Source organism: Geobacillus sp. B4113_201601 (genome assembly GCF_001587475.1).
GTDB classification, from domain to species: domain Bacteria; phylum Bacillota; class Bacilli; order Bacillales; family Anoxybacillaceae; genus Geobacillus; species Geobacillus icigianus.
Genome location: NZ_LQYX01000012.1, coordinates 1 through 16998, shown reverse-complemented (window position 1 = coordinate 16998; position 16998 = coordinate 1). Strand labels below are relative to the sequence as shown.

At 51.7% G+C, this 16998-nt stretch carries 23 protein-coding genes and 1 rRNA gene; 22 read left to right on the top strand and 2 right to left on the bottom strand.

Translation table 11 applies throughout. The annotated features are described in order from the left end of the window. The first annotated feature begins 13 nt into the window (after positions 1-13). The 20 genes from rpmD (at position 14) to B4113_RS01645 (ending at position 13602) form a co-directional block, all read left to right on the top strand. Complete coding sequence (rpmD, locus tag B4113_RS01740) at positions 14-202, top strand: 50S ribosomal protein L30 (RefSeq protein WP_025039211.1); 189 nt, start codon at positions 14-16, stop codon at positions 200-202. Between the two features lie 25 nt (positions 203-227). After that, a complete protein-coding gene (gene rplO / locus B4113_RS01735) occupies positions 228-668 on the top strand; it encodes a 50S ribosomal protein L15 (RefSeq protein ID WP_061912141.1) in 441 nt (146 codons plus the stop codon). Beyond that, the gene (gene secY, locus B4113_RS01730; protein ID WP_061912140.1) at positions 668-1960 is read left to right on the top strand and encodes a preprotein translocase subunit SecY; all 1293 of its coding nucleotides are present in this window, start codon (positions 668-670) and stop codon (positions 1958-1960) included. The genes rplO and secY overlap by 1 nt, the downstream gene beginning before the upstream one ends. Positions 1961-2000: 40 nt before the next feature. Then, positions 2001-2654 (top strand): adenylate kinase, encoded by a 654-nt coding sequence (locus B4113_RS01725; RefSeq protein WP_033842684.1) that lies wholly within the window; start codon positions 2001-2003, stop codon positions 2652-2654. Continuing rightward, the gene (map, locus tag B4113_RS01720; protein WP_033842682.1) at positions 2651-3397 is read left to right on the top strand and encodes a type I methionyl aminopeptidase; all 747 of its coding nucleotides are present in this window, start codon (positions 2651-2653) and stop codon (positions 3395-3397) included. Before B4113_RS01725 ends, map begins: the two co-directional genes overlap by 4 nt. A gap of 103 nt (positions 3398-3500) precedes the next feature. Further along, complete coding sequence (gene infA / locus B4113_RS01715; protein WP_011229642.1) at positions 3501-3719, top strand: translation initiation factor IF-1; 219 nt, start codon at positions 3501-3503, stop codon at positions 3717-3719. 36 nt (positions 3720-3755) lie between these two features. Then, positions 3756-3869: a 50S ribosomal protein L36 gene (gene rpmJ / locus B4113_RS01710; protein WP_011229643.1), complete on the top strand. Its 114-nt coding sequence runs from the start codon at positions 3756-3758 to the stop codon at positions 3867-3869. A gap of 21 nt (positions 3870-3890) precedes the next feature. Beyond that, positions 3891-4256, top strand: coding sequence for a 30S ribosomal protein S13 (gene rpsM / locus B4113_RS01705; RefSeq protein WP_033020970.1), 366 nt, complete (start codon positions 3891-3893; stop codon positions 4254-4256). A gap of 25 nt (positions 4257-4281) precedes the next feature. Continuing rightward, positions 4282-4671: a 30S ribosomal protein S11 gene (gene rpsK / locus B4113_RS01700; RefSeq protein ID WP_011229644.1), complete on the top strand. Its 390-nt coding sequence runs from the start codon at positions 4282-4284 to the stop codon at positions 4669-4671. 141 nt (positions 4672-4812) lie between these two features. Further along, entirely contained in the window at positions 4813-5757 is a 945-nt protein-coding gene (locus B4113_RS01695; RefSeq protein ID WP_033020967.1) for a DNA-directed RNA polymerase subunit alpha, read from the top strand. A gap of 109 nt (positions 5758-5866) precedes the next feature. Next, complete coding sequence (gene rplQ, locus B4113_RS01690) at positions 5867-6229, top strand: 50S ribosomal protein L17 (protein ID WP_033842680.1); 363 nt, start codon at positions 5867-5869, stop codon at positions 6227-6229. Between the two features lie 117 nt (positions 6230-6346). Then, positions 6347-7186: an energy-coupling factor ABC transporter ATP-binding protein gene (locus tag B4113_RS01685; RefSeq protein WP_033842679.1), complete on the top strand. Its 840-nt coding sequence runs from the start codon at positions 6347-6349 to the stop codon at positions 7184-7186. Next, entirely contained in the window at positions 7162-8034 is an 873-nt protein-coding gene (locus B4113_RS01680) for an energy-coupling factor ABC transporter ATP-binding protein (RefSeq protein ID WP_033842678.1), read from the top strand. Before B4113_RS01685 ends, B4113_RS01680 begins: the two co-directional genes overlap by 25 nt. Continuing rightward, positions 8027-8824, top strand: coding sequence for an energy-coupling factor transporter transmembrane protein EcfT (locus tag B4113_RS01675; protein ID WP_061912139.1), 798 nt, complete (start codon positions 8027-8029; stop codon positions 8822-8824). Before B4113_RS01680 ends, B4113_RS01675 begins: the two co-directional genes overlap by 8 nt. Positions 8825-8836: 12 nt before the next feature. Further along, positions 8837-9598, top strand: coding sequence for a tRNA pseudouridine(38-40) synthase TruA (gene truA / locus B4113_RS01670; protein WP_061912138.1), 762 nt, complete (start codon positions 8837-8839; stop codon positions 9596-9598). A gap of 304 nt (positions 9599-9902) precedes the next feature. After that, positions 9903-10340: a 50S ribosomal protein L13 gene (rplM, locus tag B4113_RS01665; RefSeq protein WP_061912137.1), complete on the top strand. Its 438-nt coding sequence runs from the start codon at positions 9903-9905 to the stop codon at positions 10338-10340. A gap of 22 nt (positions 10341-10362) precedes the next feature. Continuing rightward, the gene (rpsI, locus tag B4113_RS01660) at positions 10363-10755 is read left to right on the top strand and encodes a 30S ribosomal protein S9 (protein ID WP_012820498.1); all 393 of its coding nucleotides are present in this window, start codon (positions 10363-10365) and stop codon (positions 10753-10755) included. A gap of 400 nt (positions 10756-11155) precedes the next feature. Further along, positions 11156-11596: a YbaK family protein gene (locus tag B4113_RS01655; RefSeq protein ID WP_061912136.1), complete on the top strand. Its 441-nt coding sequence runs from the start codon at positions 11156-11158 to the stop codon at positions 11594-11596. Positions 11597-11662: 66 nt separating this feature from the next. Next, complete coding sequence (gene cwlD / locus B4113_RS01650; RefSeq protein ID WP_033842674.1) at positions 11663-12379, top strand: N-acetylmuramoyl-L-alanine amidase CwlD; 717 nt, start codon at positions 11663-11665, stop codon at positions 12377-12379. Between the two features lie 203 nt (positions 12380-12582). After that, entirely contained in the window at positions 12583-13602 is a 1020-nt protein-coding gene (locus tag B4113_RS01645) for an Mrp/NBP35 family ATP-binding protein (protein WP_033021077.1), read from the top strand. Between the two features lie 82 nt (positions 13603-13684). Here B4113_RS01645 and gerD read toward each other — a convergent pair whose 3' ends face one another. Beyond that, a complete protein-coding gene (gene gerD, locus B4113_RS01640) occupies positions 13685-14323 on the bottom strand; it encodes a spore germination lipoprotein GerD (protein ID WP_033842673.1) in 639 nt (212 codons plus the stop codon). Positions 14324-14470: 147 nt separating this feature from the next. Here gerD and B4113_RS01635 point away from each other — a divergent pair, with 147 nt between their 5' ends. Then, on the top strand, positions 14471-15070 hold the full coding sequence (locus tag B4113_RS01635) for a KinB-signaling pathway activation protein (protein ID WP_033844724.1): 600 nt from the start codon (positions 14471-14473) through the stop codon (positions 15068-15070). Between the two features lie 490 nt (positions 15071-15560). On the opposite strand, the gene pdaB is transcribed toward B4113_RS01635, so the two are convergent. Next, positions 15561-16316 carry a polysaccharide deacetylase family sporulation protein PdaB gene (gene pdaB / locus B4113_RS01630; protein ID WP_033842671.1) on the bottom strand — a complete coding sequence of 252 codons (756 nt, stop codon included), beginning with the start codon at positions 16314-16316 and terminating at the stop codon, positions 15561-15563. A 528-nt stretch (positions 16317-16844) separates the two neighbouring features. On the opposite strand from pdaB, the gene B4113_RS01625 reads away from it, so the two are divergent. Then, a 16S ribosomal RNA gene (locus B4113_RS01625) occupies positions 16845-16998 on the top strand; the annotation flags it as partial.

Sequence of the window (16998 nt, the reverse complement as noted above, 5' to 3'; positions counted from 1 at the left end):
GGGGGGAACGATCATGGCAAAAAAACTGGCGATTACCCTCACACGCAGCGTGATTGGCCGTCCGGAAGATCAACGCGTCACCGTTCGAACGCTCGGTTTGCGGAAAATGCATCAGACTGTCGTTCATAACGATAATCCTGCCATTCGCGGGATGATTAACAAAGTCGCTCACCTTGTCAACGTGAAAGAAATCGAAGAATAATGAGGTCATAAGGAGGTGCTTTGCGATGAAACTTCATGAATTGCAACCAGCGCCGGGTTCCCGCAAAAAAGCGGTTCGCGTCGGCCGCGGGATCGGTTCGGGCAACGGCAAAACGTCTGGTCGTGGTCAAAAAGGTCAAAATGCTCGTTCTGGCGGGGGTGTGCGCCTCGGTTTTGAAGGAGGACAAACGCCGCTGTTCCGCCGCTTGCCGAAACGCGGGTTTACGAACATCCATCGGAAAGAATATGCGGTCGTAAACTTAGACAAATTGAACCGCTTTGAAGACGGAACGGAAGTCACGCCGGAGCTGCTTCTTGAAACGGGCGTCATCAGCAAGCTCAAATCGGGCGTGAAAGTTTTAGGCAAAGGCCAAATCGAGAAAAAGCTGACGGTCAAAGCGCACAAGTTCTCGGCGTCGGCAAAAGCAGCCATTGAGGCGGCTGGCGGTAAAACTGAGGTGATTTAATGTTTCGGACAATCTCCAACTTTATGCGCGTCAGTGACATTCGAAACAAAATTATCTTTACTCTTCTTATGTTGATCGTGTTCCGCATCGGCACGTTCATTCCGGTTCCGAACGTGAACGCGGATGTATTAAAACTGCAAGATGAACTGAATGCATTCGGCGTCCTGAACATTTTCGGCGGCGGGGCGCTGCGGAATTTTTCAATCTTTGCCATGGGGGTTATGCCCTACATTACGGCGTCGATTATCGTCCAACTGCTGCAAATGGACGTCGTTCCGAAGTTTACGGAATGGTCCAAGCAAGGCGAGGTTGGCCGGCGTAAATTAGCTCAGTTTACCCGCTATTTTACGATTGTGCTCGGGTTCATCCAAGCCCTCGGCATGTCGTACGGCTTTAACAATTTGGCCAACGGGATGCTCATTCAAAATCCGGGCATTGGCACGTATTTGCTCATTGCGGTCGTCTTGACCGCGGGCACCGCCTTTTTGATGTGGCTCGGTGAGCAAATCACGGCCAAAGGAGTCGGAAACGGGATTTCGATCATCATTTTCGCCGGGATCGTTTCCGGCATTCCGACGGTGTTGAACCAAATTTACGCCCAACAGTTTGAAAATGTTGGCGATGACTTGTTTTTGCGCATCGTCCGGCTGCTGCTTGTTGCGTTGGCGATCATCGCCGTGATCGTTGGCGTCATTTACATCCAGCAGGCGTTCCGGAAAATTCCGATTCAATACGCGAAGCGGTTGGAAGGGCGAAGCCCAGTGGGCGGCCACTCGACCCATCTGCCGCTGAAAGTGAACCCGGCCGGGGTCATTCCGGTCATTTTCGCGGTGTCGTTTTTGATTGCGCCGCCGACGATTGCATCGTTTTTTGGCACGAATGACGTAACATTATGGATTCGCCGAACGTTTGACTATACCCATCCGGTTGGCATGACTCTCTACGTCGCGCTCATCATCGCTTTTACGTACTTTTATGCGTTCGTTCAAGTCAACCCGGAGCAGATGGCGGACAATCTGAAAAAGCAAGGCGGCTATATTCCAGGTATTCGCCCAGGGAAAAGCACGCAAGAATATGTGACAAAAATTTTGTATCGGTTGACATTGGTCGGTTCAATCTTTTTGGCGGTGATCGCGATCTTGCCGGTGTTCTTCGTAAACTTTGCCAACTTGCCGCCCTCTGCCCGCATTGGCGGCACGAGCTTGCTCATTGTCGTCGGTGTGGCTTTGGAGACGATGAAACAGCTCGAGAGCCAGCTAGTCAAACGCCACTACCGCGGATTCATCAAATAAGGCAAGAGCGGACGTCCCTTGCCGTTTAGGGGGAGTTAGGGTGAATTTAGTGCTGATGGGGCTGCCAGGTGCCGGAAAAGGCACGCAGGCTGAGAAGATTGTCGAAGCGTACGGAATCCCGCACATTTCCACGGGAGATATGTTCCGGGCAGCGATCAAAGAAGGCACTCCGTTAGGGAAGCAGGCCAAACAATACATCGATCGCGGTGATCTCGTTCCTGACGAAGTGACGATCGGCATCGTCCGCGAGCGGTTGAGCAAGGCGGATTGCCAAAACGGATTTTTGCTCGATGGCTTTCCGCGTACGGTCGCCCAAGCCGAAGCGCTCGAAACGATGCTTTCGGAAATCGGCCGCCAACTCGATTATGTCATTCACATTGATGTCCGCCGCGAAGTGTTGCTCGAGCGTCTGACCGGCAGACGAATTTGCCGCAATTGCGGAGCGACGTACCATCTCGTTTTTCATCCGCCCGCGGTGCCGGGGGTGTGCGATAAATGCGGCGGCGAGTTATACCAGCGCGCCGATGACAATGAAGCGACGGTAGCCAATCGGCTTGAGGTCAATCAAAAGCAAATGAAGCCGCTGCTCGATTTTTATGAGCAAAAAGGCTATTTGCGCCATATTAACGGCGAACAGGACATGGAAAAGGTGTTTGCTGATATTCGGGAATTGCTCGGGGGATTGTCTGCATGATCCGCTGCAAAACCGCGCAGGAAATCGCGCTGATGCGCGAGGCGGGAAAAATCGTGGCCCTTGTCTTGGAAACGTTGAGAAAGGAAATCCGTCCCGGGATGACGACAAAGGAATTGGACGCCATTGCGGAGGAAACGATTCGTTCCCATGGCGCCATTCCGTCGTTTAAAGGATATCAAGGGTTTCCGGGCAGCATTTGCGCTTCGGTGAATGAAGAGCTTGTGCACGGCATTCCCGGCGAGCGAGTGCTAAAGGAAGGCGATATTATCACTGTTGACGTTGGGGCCCAATATCAAGGGTATCATGCCGACTCCGCTTGGACGTATCCTGTCGGGAAAATCGATGCCGAGACGAAGCGGCTGCTCGATGTGACGGAGCAGGCGCTCTACATCGGGCTCGCTGAGGCGAAGCCCGGGGCGCGGTTGACGAATATCTCCCACGCGATTCAAATGTACGTGGAAGCGAATCACTTTTCCGTCGTCCGGGAGTATGTGGGGCACGGAATTGGTCAACACTTACATGAAGACCCACAAATCCCACATTATGGGCCACCAAACAAAGGACCGGTGTTGCGGCCGGGAATGACCTTATGTATCGAACCGATGGTCAACGCCGGCAGCCGTCATGTGAAAACACTAGCGGATGACTGGACCGTTGTCACCGCGGATGGGAAACGGTGTGCCCATTTCGAGCATACCATTGTGATCACAGACGCTGGCTATGAAATTTTAACCGTTTCGTAAAAGCTCCCAGTCGCGAGGAGCGAATGAAAAGATCGCCCGCTCAATGTCCGTTCGGTTTTGCGCAACACCATGTTACTCATTCGTAAGGAGGGGGAGCCGCCCTATGGCTAAGGACGATGTAATCGAAGTGGAAGGCACCGTCATTGAAACATTGCCAAATGCGATGTTTCGTGTAGAATTAGAAAATGGGCATACGGTGTTGGCCCATGTGTCCGGCAAAATCCGCATGCACTTTATCCGCATTTTGCCCGGAGACCGGGTGACGGTGGAGTTGTCGCCGTATGATTTGACGCGGGGACGAATTACGTATCGGTATAAATAAAAGACGCACTCCGTTTCATTTAAGGAGGGAAACAACATGAAAGTAAGACCGTCCGTCAAGCCGATTTGCGAAAAATGCAAAGTCATTCGCAGACGCGGCAAAGTGATGATCATTTGCGAAAATCCAAAGCATAAACAACGCCAAGGGTAATTTTCAAGGAGGTGCACAACGATGGCACGTATTGCAGGTGTTGACATTCCGCGCGACAAACGAGTCGTCATTTCGTTGACATACATTTACGGAATTGGAAAATCGACCGCACAAAAAATCTTAAAAGAAGCGGGTGTATCGGAAGACACGCGCGTTCGTGACCTGACGGAAGAGGAGCTTGGCCGCATTCGCGAAATCGTCGGCCGCCTGAAAGTGGAAGGCGATTTGCGTCGGGAAGTATCGCTCAACATCAAACGGTTGATGGAAATTGGCTGCTATCGTGGTCTTCGCCATCGCCGCGGCTTGCCGGTTCGCGGACAAAACACGAAAAACAATGCCCGCACGCGCAAAGGTCCGCGCCGTACGGTAGCGAACAAGAAAAAATAATCACGCAAAGGAGGTCATTTGACGAATGGCACGCAGAACAAACACGCGCAAACGTCGGGTAAGAAAAAACATTGATACAGGCATCGCTCATATCCGTTCGACATTCAATAACACGATCGTGACGATCACGGATGTTCACGGCAACGCCATCGCTTGGGCGAGCGCCGGTTCGCTCGGATTCAAAGGTTCGCGCAAATCGACGCCGTTTGCGGCACAAATGGCAGCTGAAGCGGCAGCGAAAGCGTCGATGGAACATGGCATGAAAACGGTCGAAGTGAACGTCAAAGGTCCAGGGGCTGGCCGTGAAGCAGCGATCCGCGCTTTGCAAGCGGCTGGATTGGAAATTACGGCGATCAAAGACGTCACTCCAATCCCGCACAATGGATGCCGTCCGCCAAAACGTCGCCGCGTGTAACGCTTCGTATAGAATTTGCCCCATTGTCAATAATGGGATATGATAAAGACCATGGCAAAAAGAAAGATTCATGGGGGAATGTTGTTAGGCGTGTACCGTTTGGTCGGGGTCTCGACGTTTTGAAGGAGGGTATAATAATCGATGATTGAAATTGAGAAGCCGAAAATTGAAACGGTCGAGCTGAGCGAAGATGCCACCTACGGCAAATTCGTCGTCGAACCGCTTGAGCGCGGATATGGTACAACTTTAGGAAACTCCTTGCGTCGTATCCTATTGTCTTCACTCCCTGGTGCGGCTGTAACATCGGTGCAAATTGACGGCGTTCTGCATGAGTTTTCAACGATCGAAGGCGTCGTCGAAGATGTGACGGCCATCATTTTAAATATTAAAAAGCTGGCGTTGAAAATTTATTCGGATGAGGAAAAAACGTTAGAAATCGATGTGCAGGGTGAAGGAGTTGTCACAGCTGCCGATATTACTCATGACAGCGATGTCGAAATTTTAAACCCAGACCTTCATATTGCGACGCTGGCGGAAGGCGGCCGCCTGCGCATGCGCATGACCGCCAAACGGGGGCGCGGCTATGTCCCGGCTGAGGCGAACAAGCGCGAAGACCAGCCGATTGGCGTCATTCCGATCGACTCCATTTATACACCGGTCTCCCGCGTTTCTTATCACGTGGAGAATACGAGGGTCGGTCAAGTGACGGATTATGACAAACTGACCATCGATGTGTGGACGGATGGAAGCATCGGACCGAAAGAAGCCATTTCGCTCGGGGCCAAAATTTTGACTGAGCACTTGAACATCTTTGTCGGCCTGACCGATGAAGCGCAAAATGCCGAAATCATGGTCGAAAAAGAAGATGATCAAAAAGAAAAAGTGCTGGAAATGACGATCGAGGAGCTTGATCTTTCGGTTCGCTCCTACAACTGCCTGAAACGGGCCGGCATCAACACCGTTCAGGAGCTCACGCAAAAAACGGAAGAAGATATGATGAAAGTGCGGAACCTTGGCCGCAAATCGCTTGAGGAGGTCAAAGCGAAGCTCGCTGAGCTGGGTCTCAGCTTGCGCAAAGACGATTAAGAGCCGCCCTTTGGCGAAAGCGGCGCCGTGCTTTGGCCATATCTTTTGCGGTGCGGCCGGTGCGATCAGCAGCAAAGAACTGCATCACTCTAAAAGGGAGGGACATTTGATGTCGTACAGAAAGTTAGGACGCACGACCTCGCAACGGAAAGCGTTGCTTCGTGATTTAACCACTGACCTGATCATCAATGAACGCATCGAAACGACGGAAGCGCGGGCCAAAGAATTGCGCTCGGTGATGGAAAAAATGATTACGCTTGGCAAACGCGGCGATTTGCATGCCCGTCGCCAAGCAGCGGCGTTCATCCGCAAGGAAGTCGCCAACAGCGAAACGGGCCAAGATGCGTTGCAAAAGCTGTTCAGCGACATTGCGCCGCGCTACCAAGATCGCCAAGGCGGCTATACGCGCATTTTGAAACTTGGTCCTCGCCGCGGTGACGGGGCGCCGATGGTGATTATTGAACTCGTGTAACGGTTTCATTCAACAAGGGCGAGACAGTTTCGTTTGAACTGGATCTATGCCCTTTTTTTGTTTACCATATCTTAAAAGCCGCATCGGCAAACGCGGCGGGAGCAAGGGGAAACGATCATGGCCGAACCGATCTTGTCGCTGGAAGAAGTATGTTTTCGTTATCCAAATCAGTCGGAGTATGCGGTTCAACACGTCAGCTTTCAAGCCGAACGCGGGGAATGGCTGGCGATCGTCGGCCATAATGGATCCGGCAAGTCCACGATCGCTCGTCTGCTGATCGGCTTGCTTCGGCCGGAGCGGGGCGTGATTCGTCTGTTTGGCCGCCCACTGGATGAAACGACGGTGTGGGATGTGCGCCGTCGCGTAGGCATGGTGTTTCAAAATCCAGACAATCAGTTTGTCGGCACGACGGTCGAGGACGACATCGCTTTTGGCTTGGAAAACAACGGCATTCCGCGTGCTGAGATGGCTTGGCGCATCGATGAAGCGGTCCGTCAAGTGCATATGGAGCCGTTCCTTCAACATGAGCCGCATCGGCTTTCCGGCGGGCAAAAACAGCGCGTCGCCATCGCCGGCATTTTGGCGCTTCGCCCCGATATGATCATCTTGGATGAAGCGACATCCATGCTGGATCCTCGAGGGCGCGATGAAGTGTTGGAGACGGTGCGCCGCCTGAACCGCCAGCATCGCATCACCGTCTTGTCGATCACCCATGATCTTGAAGAAGCGGCCAAGGCCGATCGCCTGATCGTCATGAACAAAGGGGAAGTGATGGCGGAAGGGACGCCTGAGCAAATCTTTCGGCTCGGCAGCAAATTGGAACGCATCGGTCTTGATTTGCCGTTTGCGGTAAAAATGGGCAGCCGCTTGCGGGAACAAGGGCTGCCGCTGAGGCTAGGGTATTTTACCATGGAGGAGTTGGTCGAGGAGCTATGGACATTGTATTCGAAAACGTAGAGCACATATACAATGCCCGCTCTCCGCTTGCCCGCCGCGCCCTATATCACGTCAACGTCACGATTCGAAGCGGAGCGTATGTCGCCATCGTCGGCCATACCGGTTCGGGCAAATCGACGCTCCTTCAGCACTTGAACGGCCTCTTGCAGCCGACAAGCGGCACGGTGAAAATTGGCGAAGAGACGATCACAAGCGGCAAACGGCCCAAGCAGCTCAAACCGCTCCGCAAAAAGGTCGGGATCGTGTTTCAATTCCCGGAGCACCAACTGTTTGAAGAGACGGTTGAAAAAGATATTTGCTTTGGTCCGCTGAATTTCGGCGTTCCCGAGGAAGAAGCCAAGCGGAAAGCAAGGGAGCTCATCCGGTTGGTCGGGTTGGACGATGAAACGCTTGCCAAATCGCCGTTTGACTTAAGCGGTGGACAGATGCGGCGCGTCGCCATCGCCGGCGTGCTCGCGCTTGAGCCGGAAGTGCTGGTGCTCGACGAGCCGACCGCCGGGTTGGATCCGCGGGGGCGGAGGGAGATTATGGAGATGTTTTACCGTCTCCATCGCGAAAAGCGGCTAACGACCGTATTGGTAACGCATAGTATGGAAGATGCGGCTCGGTATGCCGATGAGCTGATCGTGATGCACGAAGGAACGGTGTGGGGCCAAGGGACCCCGGAGGAAGTATTTCGCGACGCCGAGCGGCTGGCGGCCATCGGTTTAAGCGTGCCGGAGACCGTCAAGTTGAAACGGGCGTTGGAAAGGCGGTTTGGCGTCACCATTCCGTCGCCATGTTTAACGATCGAACAGGCGGCCGAAGCGATTCGCGACTGGTTTTCTAGGGTGAGCGCTCATGAGTAATCATTTGATTATCGGGCAATACGTGCCCGGACAATCGATCATTCATCGCCTTGATCCGCGCGCCAAGCTGCTCATTGTGTTCGCCTATGTCTTGATTGTGTTTTTGGCCAATAATGCTGCGACCTATGCCCTGTTGTCCGTGTTTGCGTTCTTGTTCGCCGCCCTGTCGCGCATCCCGTTTTCCTATATCATGCGTGGGTTGAGGCCGGTGATATGGGTGGTGCTGTTTACCTTCGTTTTGCATGTATGGATGACAAAAGAAGGGGATGTGCTCTATCGAATCGGTGTGTTGACGATTTATGAGGAAGGCGTTCGGCAAGGCATCTTTATTTCGCTCCGGTTTTTGCTGCTTGTGCTGATGACGACGATGCTGACGCTGACGACGACGCCGATTGAGGTGACCGACGGCGTCGAGAGTTTGCTCGGGCCGCTCAAAAAGATGCGCGTCCCCGTCCATGAGCTCGCCTTGATGATGGCCATTTCGCTCCGTTTTATTCCGACCCTTATGGAAGAGACGGAAAAAATCATGAAGGCGCAGGCGGCCCGCGGGGTCGACTTCTCCGGCGGTCGCTTTTCCGAGCGGATGAAAGCGATCGTCTCGCTGCTCGTTCCCTTGTTTATCAGCTCATTCAAACGAGCTGATGAGCTGGCGACAGCCATGGAGGCGCGCGGCTATCGCGGCGGGGAAGGACGGACGAAATTTCGCCAGCTCGCTTGGAAACGGACGGATACGGTCTGTTTCGCGGCGGTTGTGCTGCTTGCCATTCTGCTTTGTCTACTACGCTCATAGCGGAGGAAAGCCATGGTGCGAAGGATAAAATGTGTGATCGCGTATGACGGCACCCATTTTTTTGGCTACCAAATTCAGCCGGGAAAACGGACGGTGCAAGGCGAACTGGAACGCGTGCTCAAGCGAATGCACAAGGGAAAGGAAGTGCGCGTGGCAGCTTCCGGACGAACCGATGCCGGTGTTCATGCTTACGGGCAAGTCATCCACTTTGACACGCCGCTTTCCCTTTCTCCTGAGCAATGGAAAAAAGCGTTGAACGCCCAGCTGCCCGATGATATTGTCGTTCGTTCAGCTGCTGAGACCGATTCCGCCTTCCACGCCCGATTTTCCGCCAAAGCGAAAGAGTATCGCTATAACGTATGGACCGCGGCCGAGCGCGACGTCTTTCGCCGCCATTACTGCGCATGGCACCCGTATCCGCTCCACATAGACGCCATGAATGAGGCGCTCGTCCCGCTGAAGGGGACACACGATTTTACGGGCTTTTGTTCGGCCAAAACAGCGATGGAGGACCGTGTGCGCACCATTTACCATGCCGAAGTGGAAGCGGACGGCCCAATGCTTCAATTTCGTTTGATCGGCAGCGGTTTTTTATATAATATGGTGCGCATTATCGTCGGCACGGTGCTTGAGGTCGGCCAAGGGAAACGTTCGCCGTCTGACATCGAATGGCTGCTTGCCGCTAAGGACCGCCGGCTTGCTGGTCCGACGGCGCCGGCGCAGGGACTGTACTTGTGGCGCGTATACTACGGAGACGAACATTTCGATCAGTAGCTTGAGGTCGCCTCTTCCGCTCCGCCAAGAGCGCTGCGACAAGGGCGCTTCGGCTCCGGGAGCTTTTCCGTGGCCCGAGAGCTTAAGGAATAAGCGCCGGAGGCAACTTGATTTTCCACCTCCATCGCCACGAGAGGAACGATGACAACGAATCCTCGTGTAACATCTTCTTGACATCGGCGTTCCAGCAGGCTATTATATCATATGGCATGTATTTTCCACGATTAGCCCCGGACAGCAAATCGTGTTGAAATAAAGAGCTAACCTTATTCGTTCACTTTTTATGATTTAGGAGGGAAAGGCATTGCGTACGACTTACATGGCAAAACCGAAGGAAGTAGAGCGTAAATGGTACGTTGTCGACGCAGCTGGCAAGACGTTAGGTCGTTTGGCCAGCGAAGTAGCGGCGCTGTTGCGCGGCAAGCATAAACCGATCTTCACTCCGCATGTCGATTGCGGGGATCACGTCATCGTGATCAATGCGGACAAAGTCGAGCTGACAGGGAAAAAACTAACGAAAAAGCTGTATTATCGCCACAGCTTGTATCCGGGCGGTTTGAAAGTGAGAACCGCGCTTGAAATGCGCACAAATTACCCGGAACAAATGATTGAACGGGCGGTGCGTGGCATGCTTCCAAAAGGCAGCCTTGGCCGTCAAATGTTCAAAAAACTGCACGTGTACCGCGGAAGCGAACATCCGCATCAAGCGCAAAAACCGGAAGTATACGAACTTCGCGGATAATTGATAAGGGAGGGTATTGGTGTTGGCACAAGTACAATATTACGGCACAGGTCGTCGCAAAAGCTCGGTTGCCCGCGTCCGCCTTGTTCCGGGCGATGGACGCATCATCGTCAATAAAAGAGATATTCGCGAATATATTCCGTCGGAAGCGCTCATCGAAATGGTGAAACAGCCGCTTGTGTTGACGGAAACGCTCGGCAGCTATGACGTTTTGGTCAATGTTCAAGGCGGCGGATTTGCTGGCCAAGCGGGCGCCATTCGCCACGGCATCGCTCGCGCCCTGCTTGAAGTGGATCCGGAATTCCGCGCGGTGCTGAAGCGCGCTGGCTTGCTGACGCGCGATGCCCGCGTCAAAGAGCGGAAAAAATACGGGCTCAAAGGCGCCCGCCGCGCTCCGCAGTTCTCGAAGCGCTAAAACAAGCCTTTCGGTTCGGGCTCCCAATCGTTATCGATTGGGGGCCTTTTTCAGTTGCCACACGGCCCGATTTTATTCATTGATCAAAAAGGTTGGTGATTTAAGGAAAAATACTGCTGAGTTCCACCCATTTCTCAATGAGAGAAACCTCACACAATCAGCTTTCTTTTCTGAATGAAAATGCCTCCAATTAGTGTGACAGCGCCTTTTCACCGGCCTTCAAAGGAAACCACCGTTTTTCACCAGCCATCTACAGGTTGTGCCCAACACCCTTGTGCTTAGCGTCGGGGTGTTTTTGTTGTCGTTTCTGGCTGGGTTTTTTGCTGATTTCTGCCTTTTGTCCGCACGTATGAATGCGCCTGATCGTTAAACACTACATCGTAAAGGAGCGTGAAAGACGATGGCCGTCATCACTTCATTGGCGGAGAAAAGGCAGGAAAAGCAATTGCGCTACGAACGGAACATGCTGCGCGAATTATCGTTGGAGAAGCTGCGGGCGAAAGTGCTTGAGCACTTTCTTTCCTTCTATACAACCTATCGGGTGTTTCCGTCCGTTGTCGAGGAAGGTTGCATCGACTTGGCCATTGAAGCCTACTTGCTCGGCGCCCGTTACAGCCGGTTTGGCTATTACGGAGAGAAGGCGGACAGCGTGCGCCGGCGCTGTGTTCAGGAAGAGAAGTACTTAGTCGACACTTTGTTTGATTTTCTTTGTTTCTGGGGCGGCATCGACGAAGACCTCGTGAGCCAGTCGCTCTACTATGCGTGTGAACACTATATTGGCGGTTGGTGGATGGAAGGATTTGAACGGGGAAAAAAACGGCGCCGGTTAAAACTTCGCTAAACGAGTTCTATTCCCGCGCCTTGTCCCATATAAGATAGAGAAGGGAAACGCGCGGGAGGAGAAACAATGAACAAAAAGTGGAAGTGGCTGGCCATTTTGGCTGTCGTCACGATCACAGCGCTTTTTCTATTTCTATCTCTATTTTCCGATTTGACCTCAACAAAGCCATGGAATCTCCCGCTCTCCGGGAGAATCATCGTATTGGACCCCGGCCACGGCGGACCGGATGGCGGCGCCGTTGGCGGCGAAGTGCTGGAAAAAGAAATTGCCTTGAGCGTCGCGAAAAAACTGCGCGACTATTTGCAACAGCAAGGGGCGCTCGTTCTCATGACGCGCGAAACAGACCGCGACTTGGCCAGCCCGTCAACGCGCGGTTACAGCCGGCGCAAAACGGAGGACTTGCGTGAGCGCACCGCTTTGATCAACCAAGCGGAGGCCGATCTATTCATCAGCATCCATCTCAATGCCATTCCCTCCCCCCGCTGGCGAGGAGCGCAGACGTTTTATTACGGTTCATTGATTGAAAATGAACGCTTGGCCAAGTTCATCCAAGCTGAACTACGGCGCAATTTGGAAAATACCGATCGATCGGCGAAGATGATCGATACGGTTTATTTGTTAAAGCACGCCAAGATTCCAGGGGCGCTTGTTGAGGTCGGCTTTTTATCGAACCCAGACGAACGGGAGCTGCTCGCCTCGGACCATTATCAAACAAAGTTGGCCGCCTCGATTTACAAAGGGGTGCTGCGCTATTTTTCAAATGAACCGACTCCCCGTGAATAGCGGGGAGTTGTGCTTTTTGCCACGTTGGCGAAAAAAAGCTGATGCCCTAGCCCGATTTGGTCATAAGTCGTCCGCTAGCGAGAAGGTTTGAAGCCGATCGTGATGTTTTCGCGGAATCGAGCGGCAACATGGCAGCCGCCTGCCCGTTTATGATATGATGCGTATAGAAGCAACCATCGATTGTGAAAAGGTTGGTGAAGACGATGCTGACAGCAAATGACGTGCGAGCCATTCTTGAAAAAATGAAAGATCCGTTCTTAAATAAAACCTTTCAAGAAACGAATGCCATTCAAGAAATTAAAATCAAGGAAGAGAAAAACCATGTCAGCGTGAAAATTGCCCTCGCCAAAACAGGAACGCCTGAGCAGCTCCGCTTGCAGATGGAGATCGTTCAGCAGTTGAAAAACGCGGGGGCAGCGACTGTTGGGCTGCGGTTTGCTGAATTGCCGCGCGAAACAGTTGAAAAATATCGTCAGCACAAGCCGAAAACGACGTATATTGCCATTGCCAGCGGCAAAGGAGGAGTCGGCAAATCGACCGTCTCTGTCAATTTGGCCATTGCCCTCGCTCGCCTCGGCAAAAAAGTGGGGCTAATTGACGCCGATATTTATGGATTTAGTGTGCCTGACATGATGGGAATTACCGAGCGCCCGACAGTAAGGGGCGATAAGATTATCCCCGTGGAACGGTTTGGGGTAAAAGTCATTTCGATGGCCTTTTTCGTTGAGGACAACGCCCCGGTGATTTGGCGCGGACCGATGCTGGGGAAAATGCTCAACAACTTTTTTAAAGAAGTCGAGTGGGGCGATTTAGACTATCTATTGCTTGATCTGCCGCCAGGGACAGGTGATGTCGCCCTAGACGTCCATACGCTTTTGCCATCGTGCAAGGAAATTATCGTCACAACCCCGCATCCGACCGCCGCGTTTGTCGCCGCCCGCGCTGGAGCCATGGCGCTGCGCACGGAGCACGAGATTATCGGGGTCATCGAAAACATGTCCTATTACGAAAGCCGCAAAACAGGCGAACGAGAATACGTCTTTGGCAAAGGCGGCGGGGAAAAGTTGGCCAAAGAGTTGCAAACCGAACTGTTAGGGCAGCTGCCGCTTCAGCAGCCGGATTGGAATGACGACGACTTCGCCCCGTCGGTCTATGCAGAAGATCATCCGATCGGGAAAATTTATATGGATATCGCGCGTAAAATTGTCGCCAAGTCCTCGTAAAAAACAAAGCGTCCGATGGCTGTAGGGCTGACCGCGTTCGTCTTCGGCGAACGGCGCCCTTTCGCATCCGGACGCTTTTTGATTATCCGCTCCCACCTTGTTGGTTGCCTCCTCCTCCTTCTTCTCCTTCCCCGCCTTCCCCACCTTCTTCTCCTCCCTCTTCTTGTTTTCCCCCGCCTTGCTGGAGCGATTCCGCCGCTTTTGTCAGCATATCTTGAATTTTAGTCTGATATAGCGGGCTGTTTAGTGTTTCTGTTACGACTTTTTGCACGTGCTGGCGGAACTCCTTGCTTTTTAAGACATCCATCATCGCTTTTTCTGCTTCTGGATCTTTTAGAATGTCAATCATCATGCCTTGATATTCAGGGTCTTTCATCAGCGCTTTCATCATTTTTTCATGCTCTTTTTGCAACCCTTTGGCAAAGCTTTCAGCAAATTTCGGGTCTTTGAAAGCATTTTCCCAAAATTTTTTTCCTTGTTCAGACGTCAGCACCTGCTGCAGCGTCTCTTTCACAGCAGTCTGGTCCATCATGAGCTGCTGCTTCATCTGCTCGTCAGACATAATATCTTGAATCGCCTTTTTCCCCTCGTCGGTTTTTAAAATGTCAACAACCATTTTTTTCGTTTCATCATAATCCGGTGGAGGGGGGCTAATTTCTTGAGGGGCACAAGAACCGAGAAAGAGAAAACTGAGCAAGAGGAGCGGTAGGTGTTTGTTCATGAAAATGAGCTCCTTTCTGCAAAAATCCCTCACCCTTAATATGAATGTTGGTGAAAAAAATATGCATGGAGAGGAATGGAGCTGGCTTTTTCAAAAGGGCGCTGGTAAAATGATAAGCGGATGATGTTGATGATGGAGGATGAAGCTGTGAACAGCCGCAAATGGGTGCGTTTGTTTTTGTCTACATTGCTGATAGGCGGCATTGCCACGGCAGCCGTTGGCATGATTTTAAACGGGAAGGAATTTGCGCATCTCTTTGTCCGCTTGGAGATCGTAGAGCTGCTCGCGGTGTTGTTTTGGCATATTGGCGTCGGTTTTATTTTTAGCGTCATCAGCCAAGCCGGGTTTTTTGCCTATTTGACCATTCACCGATTTGGCCTCGGTTTTTTTCGTTCCCTCTGGAATTCGGTGCAGCTCGTTCTCATCGTGTTTGTCCTGTTTGACCTCGTCTATTTTCGCTATATGGTGTTTGCGGACAAGGGAGATTCGATCGTCCCTTACCTTCTTGTGGCCCTGGTTATTTTGTTGGTCGGCCTCGCTGTTGCCTATGTTAAGAGTGTACAAACCAATAAAGGGGCGTTCGTTCCCGCCCTGTTTTTTATGGTTGTTGTGACGGTGATCGAATGGTTTCCTGTGCTGCGCATCAATGACCGCGATTGGCTGTATTTGATGCTCATTCCATTATTACTATGCAATGCATACCAGCTTCTTATTCTGCATAAGTTGACAGGCGGCGCAAAACAATAAAGAGGAGACGCCGCCTGTTCTTTTTTCACGTTCGTGAGGGGGAGAGGGCTTGATGTCGGCTCAAGCCGCTCCGGAAGCCGATGATAGAAGGGAGCGTGCGGCTTCACAGCATTGTTTCCAAAATGGAAAAGCTTTTCCCCTCAGCCCAGCTTTTTCCCTGTTGACTCATCGATCAAGAAGGGAAACCGTGTTTTTTCGCCTCCTTCCAAGAGGCAGGTGATTTAGTGCAAAAACGACGGATTCCACTCATTTCTCAATTAGAAAAACCTTGCAGAATCTGCTTTCCCTTCTGAATGAAAATGCCGCCGATCGGGAGGTGACAGCGGTTTTTCACCGGCTTTCTAGGAGGCAGGTGATTTAATCGTGGATACGGCTTTACAATGTTATTTCTCAATTAGAAAAACCTTGTTACATCGGTCCTGCTTTTCGCTCATTCTCCCATTGATGAAAGGAATCAGCGGTTTTTTTACCGGCTTTCTCGGCAGCTTCCTTAGTCGATTCCTTTGCTTTTCGCTTCCCCGTTTGCCAACAGTTCCGAGAGGCTGACGTTTTGGTAGCCGTTTTCTTTCATCACCGCAATGATTTTGGGCAACGCCTTTGCGGTTTGTTTTGCCGAATCGGAGGCGTGCAAAAGTACGATATCACCTGGTTCTAAATCGTTTGTCACATTGGCTACAATCTGCTCCGTGCCCGGATTGAGCCAGTCTTTTGAGTTAATGCTCCAATGTACAACCGTATAACCGAGAGAATGAGCAATTTTTAGGACGATTTTGTTAAAATTTCCACCTGGAGGGCGCAGCAGCTCAACGTTTTTGACTCCCAATGTGTCAAACACTTTTTTGGCCATCATTAAATCTTGGCGAATTTTGGAGCTCTCCAGTTCAGTGTAGTTCACAAATTGATACCCCATGCTGCCAATTTCATGCCCATCTTCCTTGATCCGTTTCACAACGGACGGATGGCGTTCGGCCCATGAAGCAGATAAAAAAAAGGTTGCATTTTTGATGCCGTGTTGTTTTAGGACATCTAAAATTTGCTCGGCATTTTCGTCTCCCCAGCTAATATCAAACGTTAAGGCCACTTGCCCACGGGCATTGTCCACTTTATACACCGCTTTTGGTCCAGATGGAAGCGAAAAAACCGGGCGGTTCGTTTCATAAGCGTATAGAATGACGGCAGTGAAAAAAGCAGAGCATATAATAATGAGCGCCTTTTTCAGCATCCTTCCGTTCAACGCATAAAACATGGCATCCGTCCCCCTTTGCGCGGAAAATCGCTGTCCCAGTAAAATCTTATGCGGACAGACAGGGGGGATATGAATGCTATTTGTAACCAGAACAAAACATAAATAGTTTTCCCCTCCATCAACACCTCAAAATTCTAGTAAAAATATATTGCATTTTCGATATGTAAATGATAAGATAAACATCGTCGCTTCAAAAGAAAGGTTTTGAAACGATGATAAGGGTTGACGAAAGCGAAAGATTGTGTTAGTATAAAAGAGCTGCTTGTGAGAGGATGTTGATGAAACTCACGAGTAAAAGTCATTTTCCCTCGTTCCTTGAAAACTGAACGAAACGAAGCGCAACGAAAGGCTGAGGTCCGCGGGTCGCCGCGACGGGCAAATGTTCTTCACCCGCAGGGGTGCTTGCACCCCGAGGGGGAAGGTTATTTGACCCCGAGCGGCGGCGGACCGAAGCTAGACCATACGAAAAGCGGAGGCTGCTTGACACGTTTGGTGTCGGCGCCGAAGCTTGCAAAGCCAATCCACTTTCTTTTGGAGAGTTTGATCCTGGCTCAGGACGAACGCTGGCGGCGTGCCTAATACATGCAAGTCGAGCGGACCGAATCGGAGCTTGCTCTTATTTGGTCAGCGGCGGACGGGTGAGTAACACGTGGGCAACCTGCCCGCAAGACCGGGATAACTC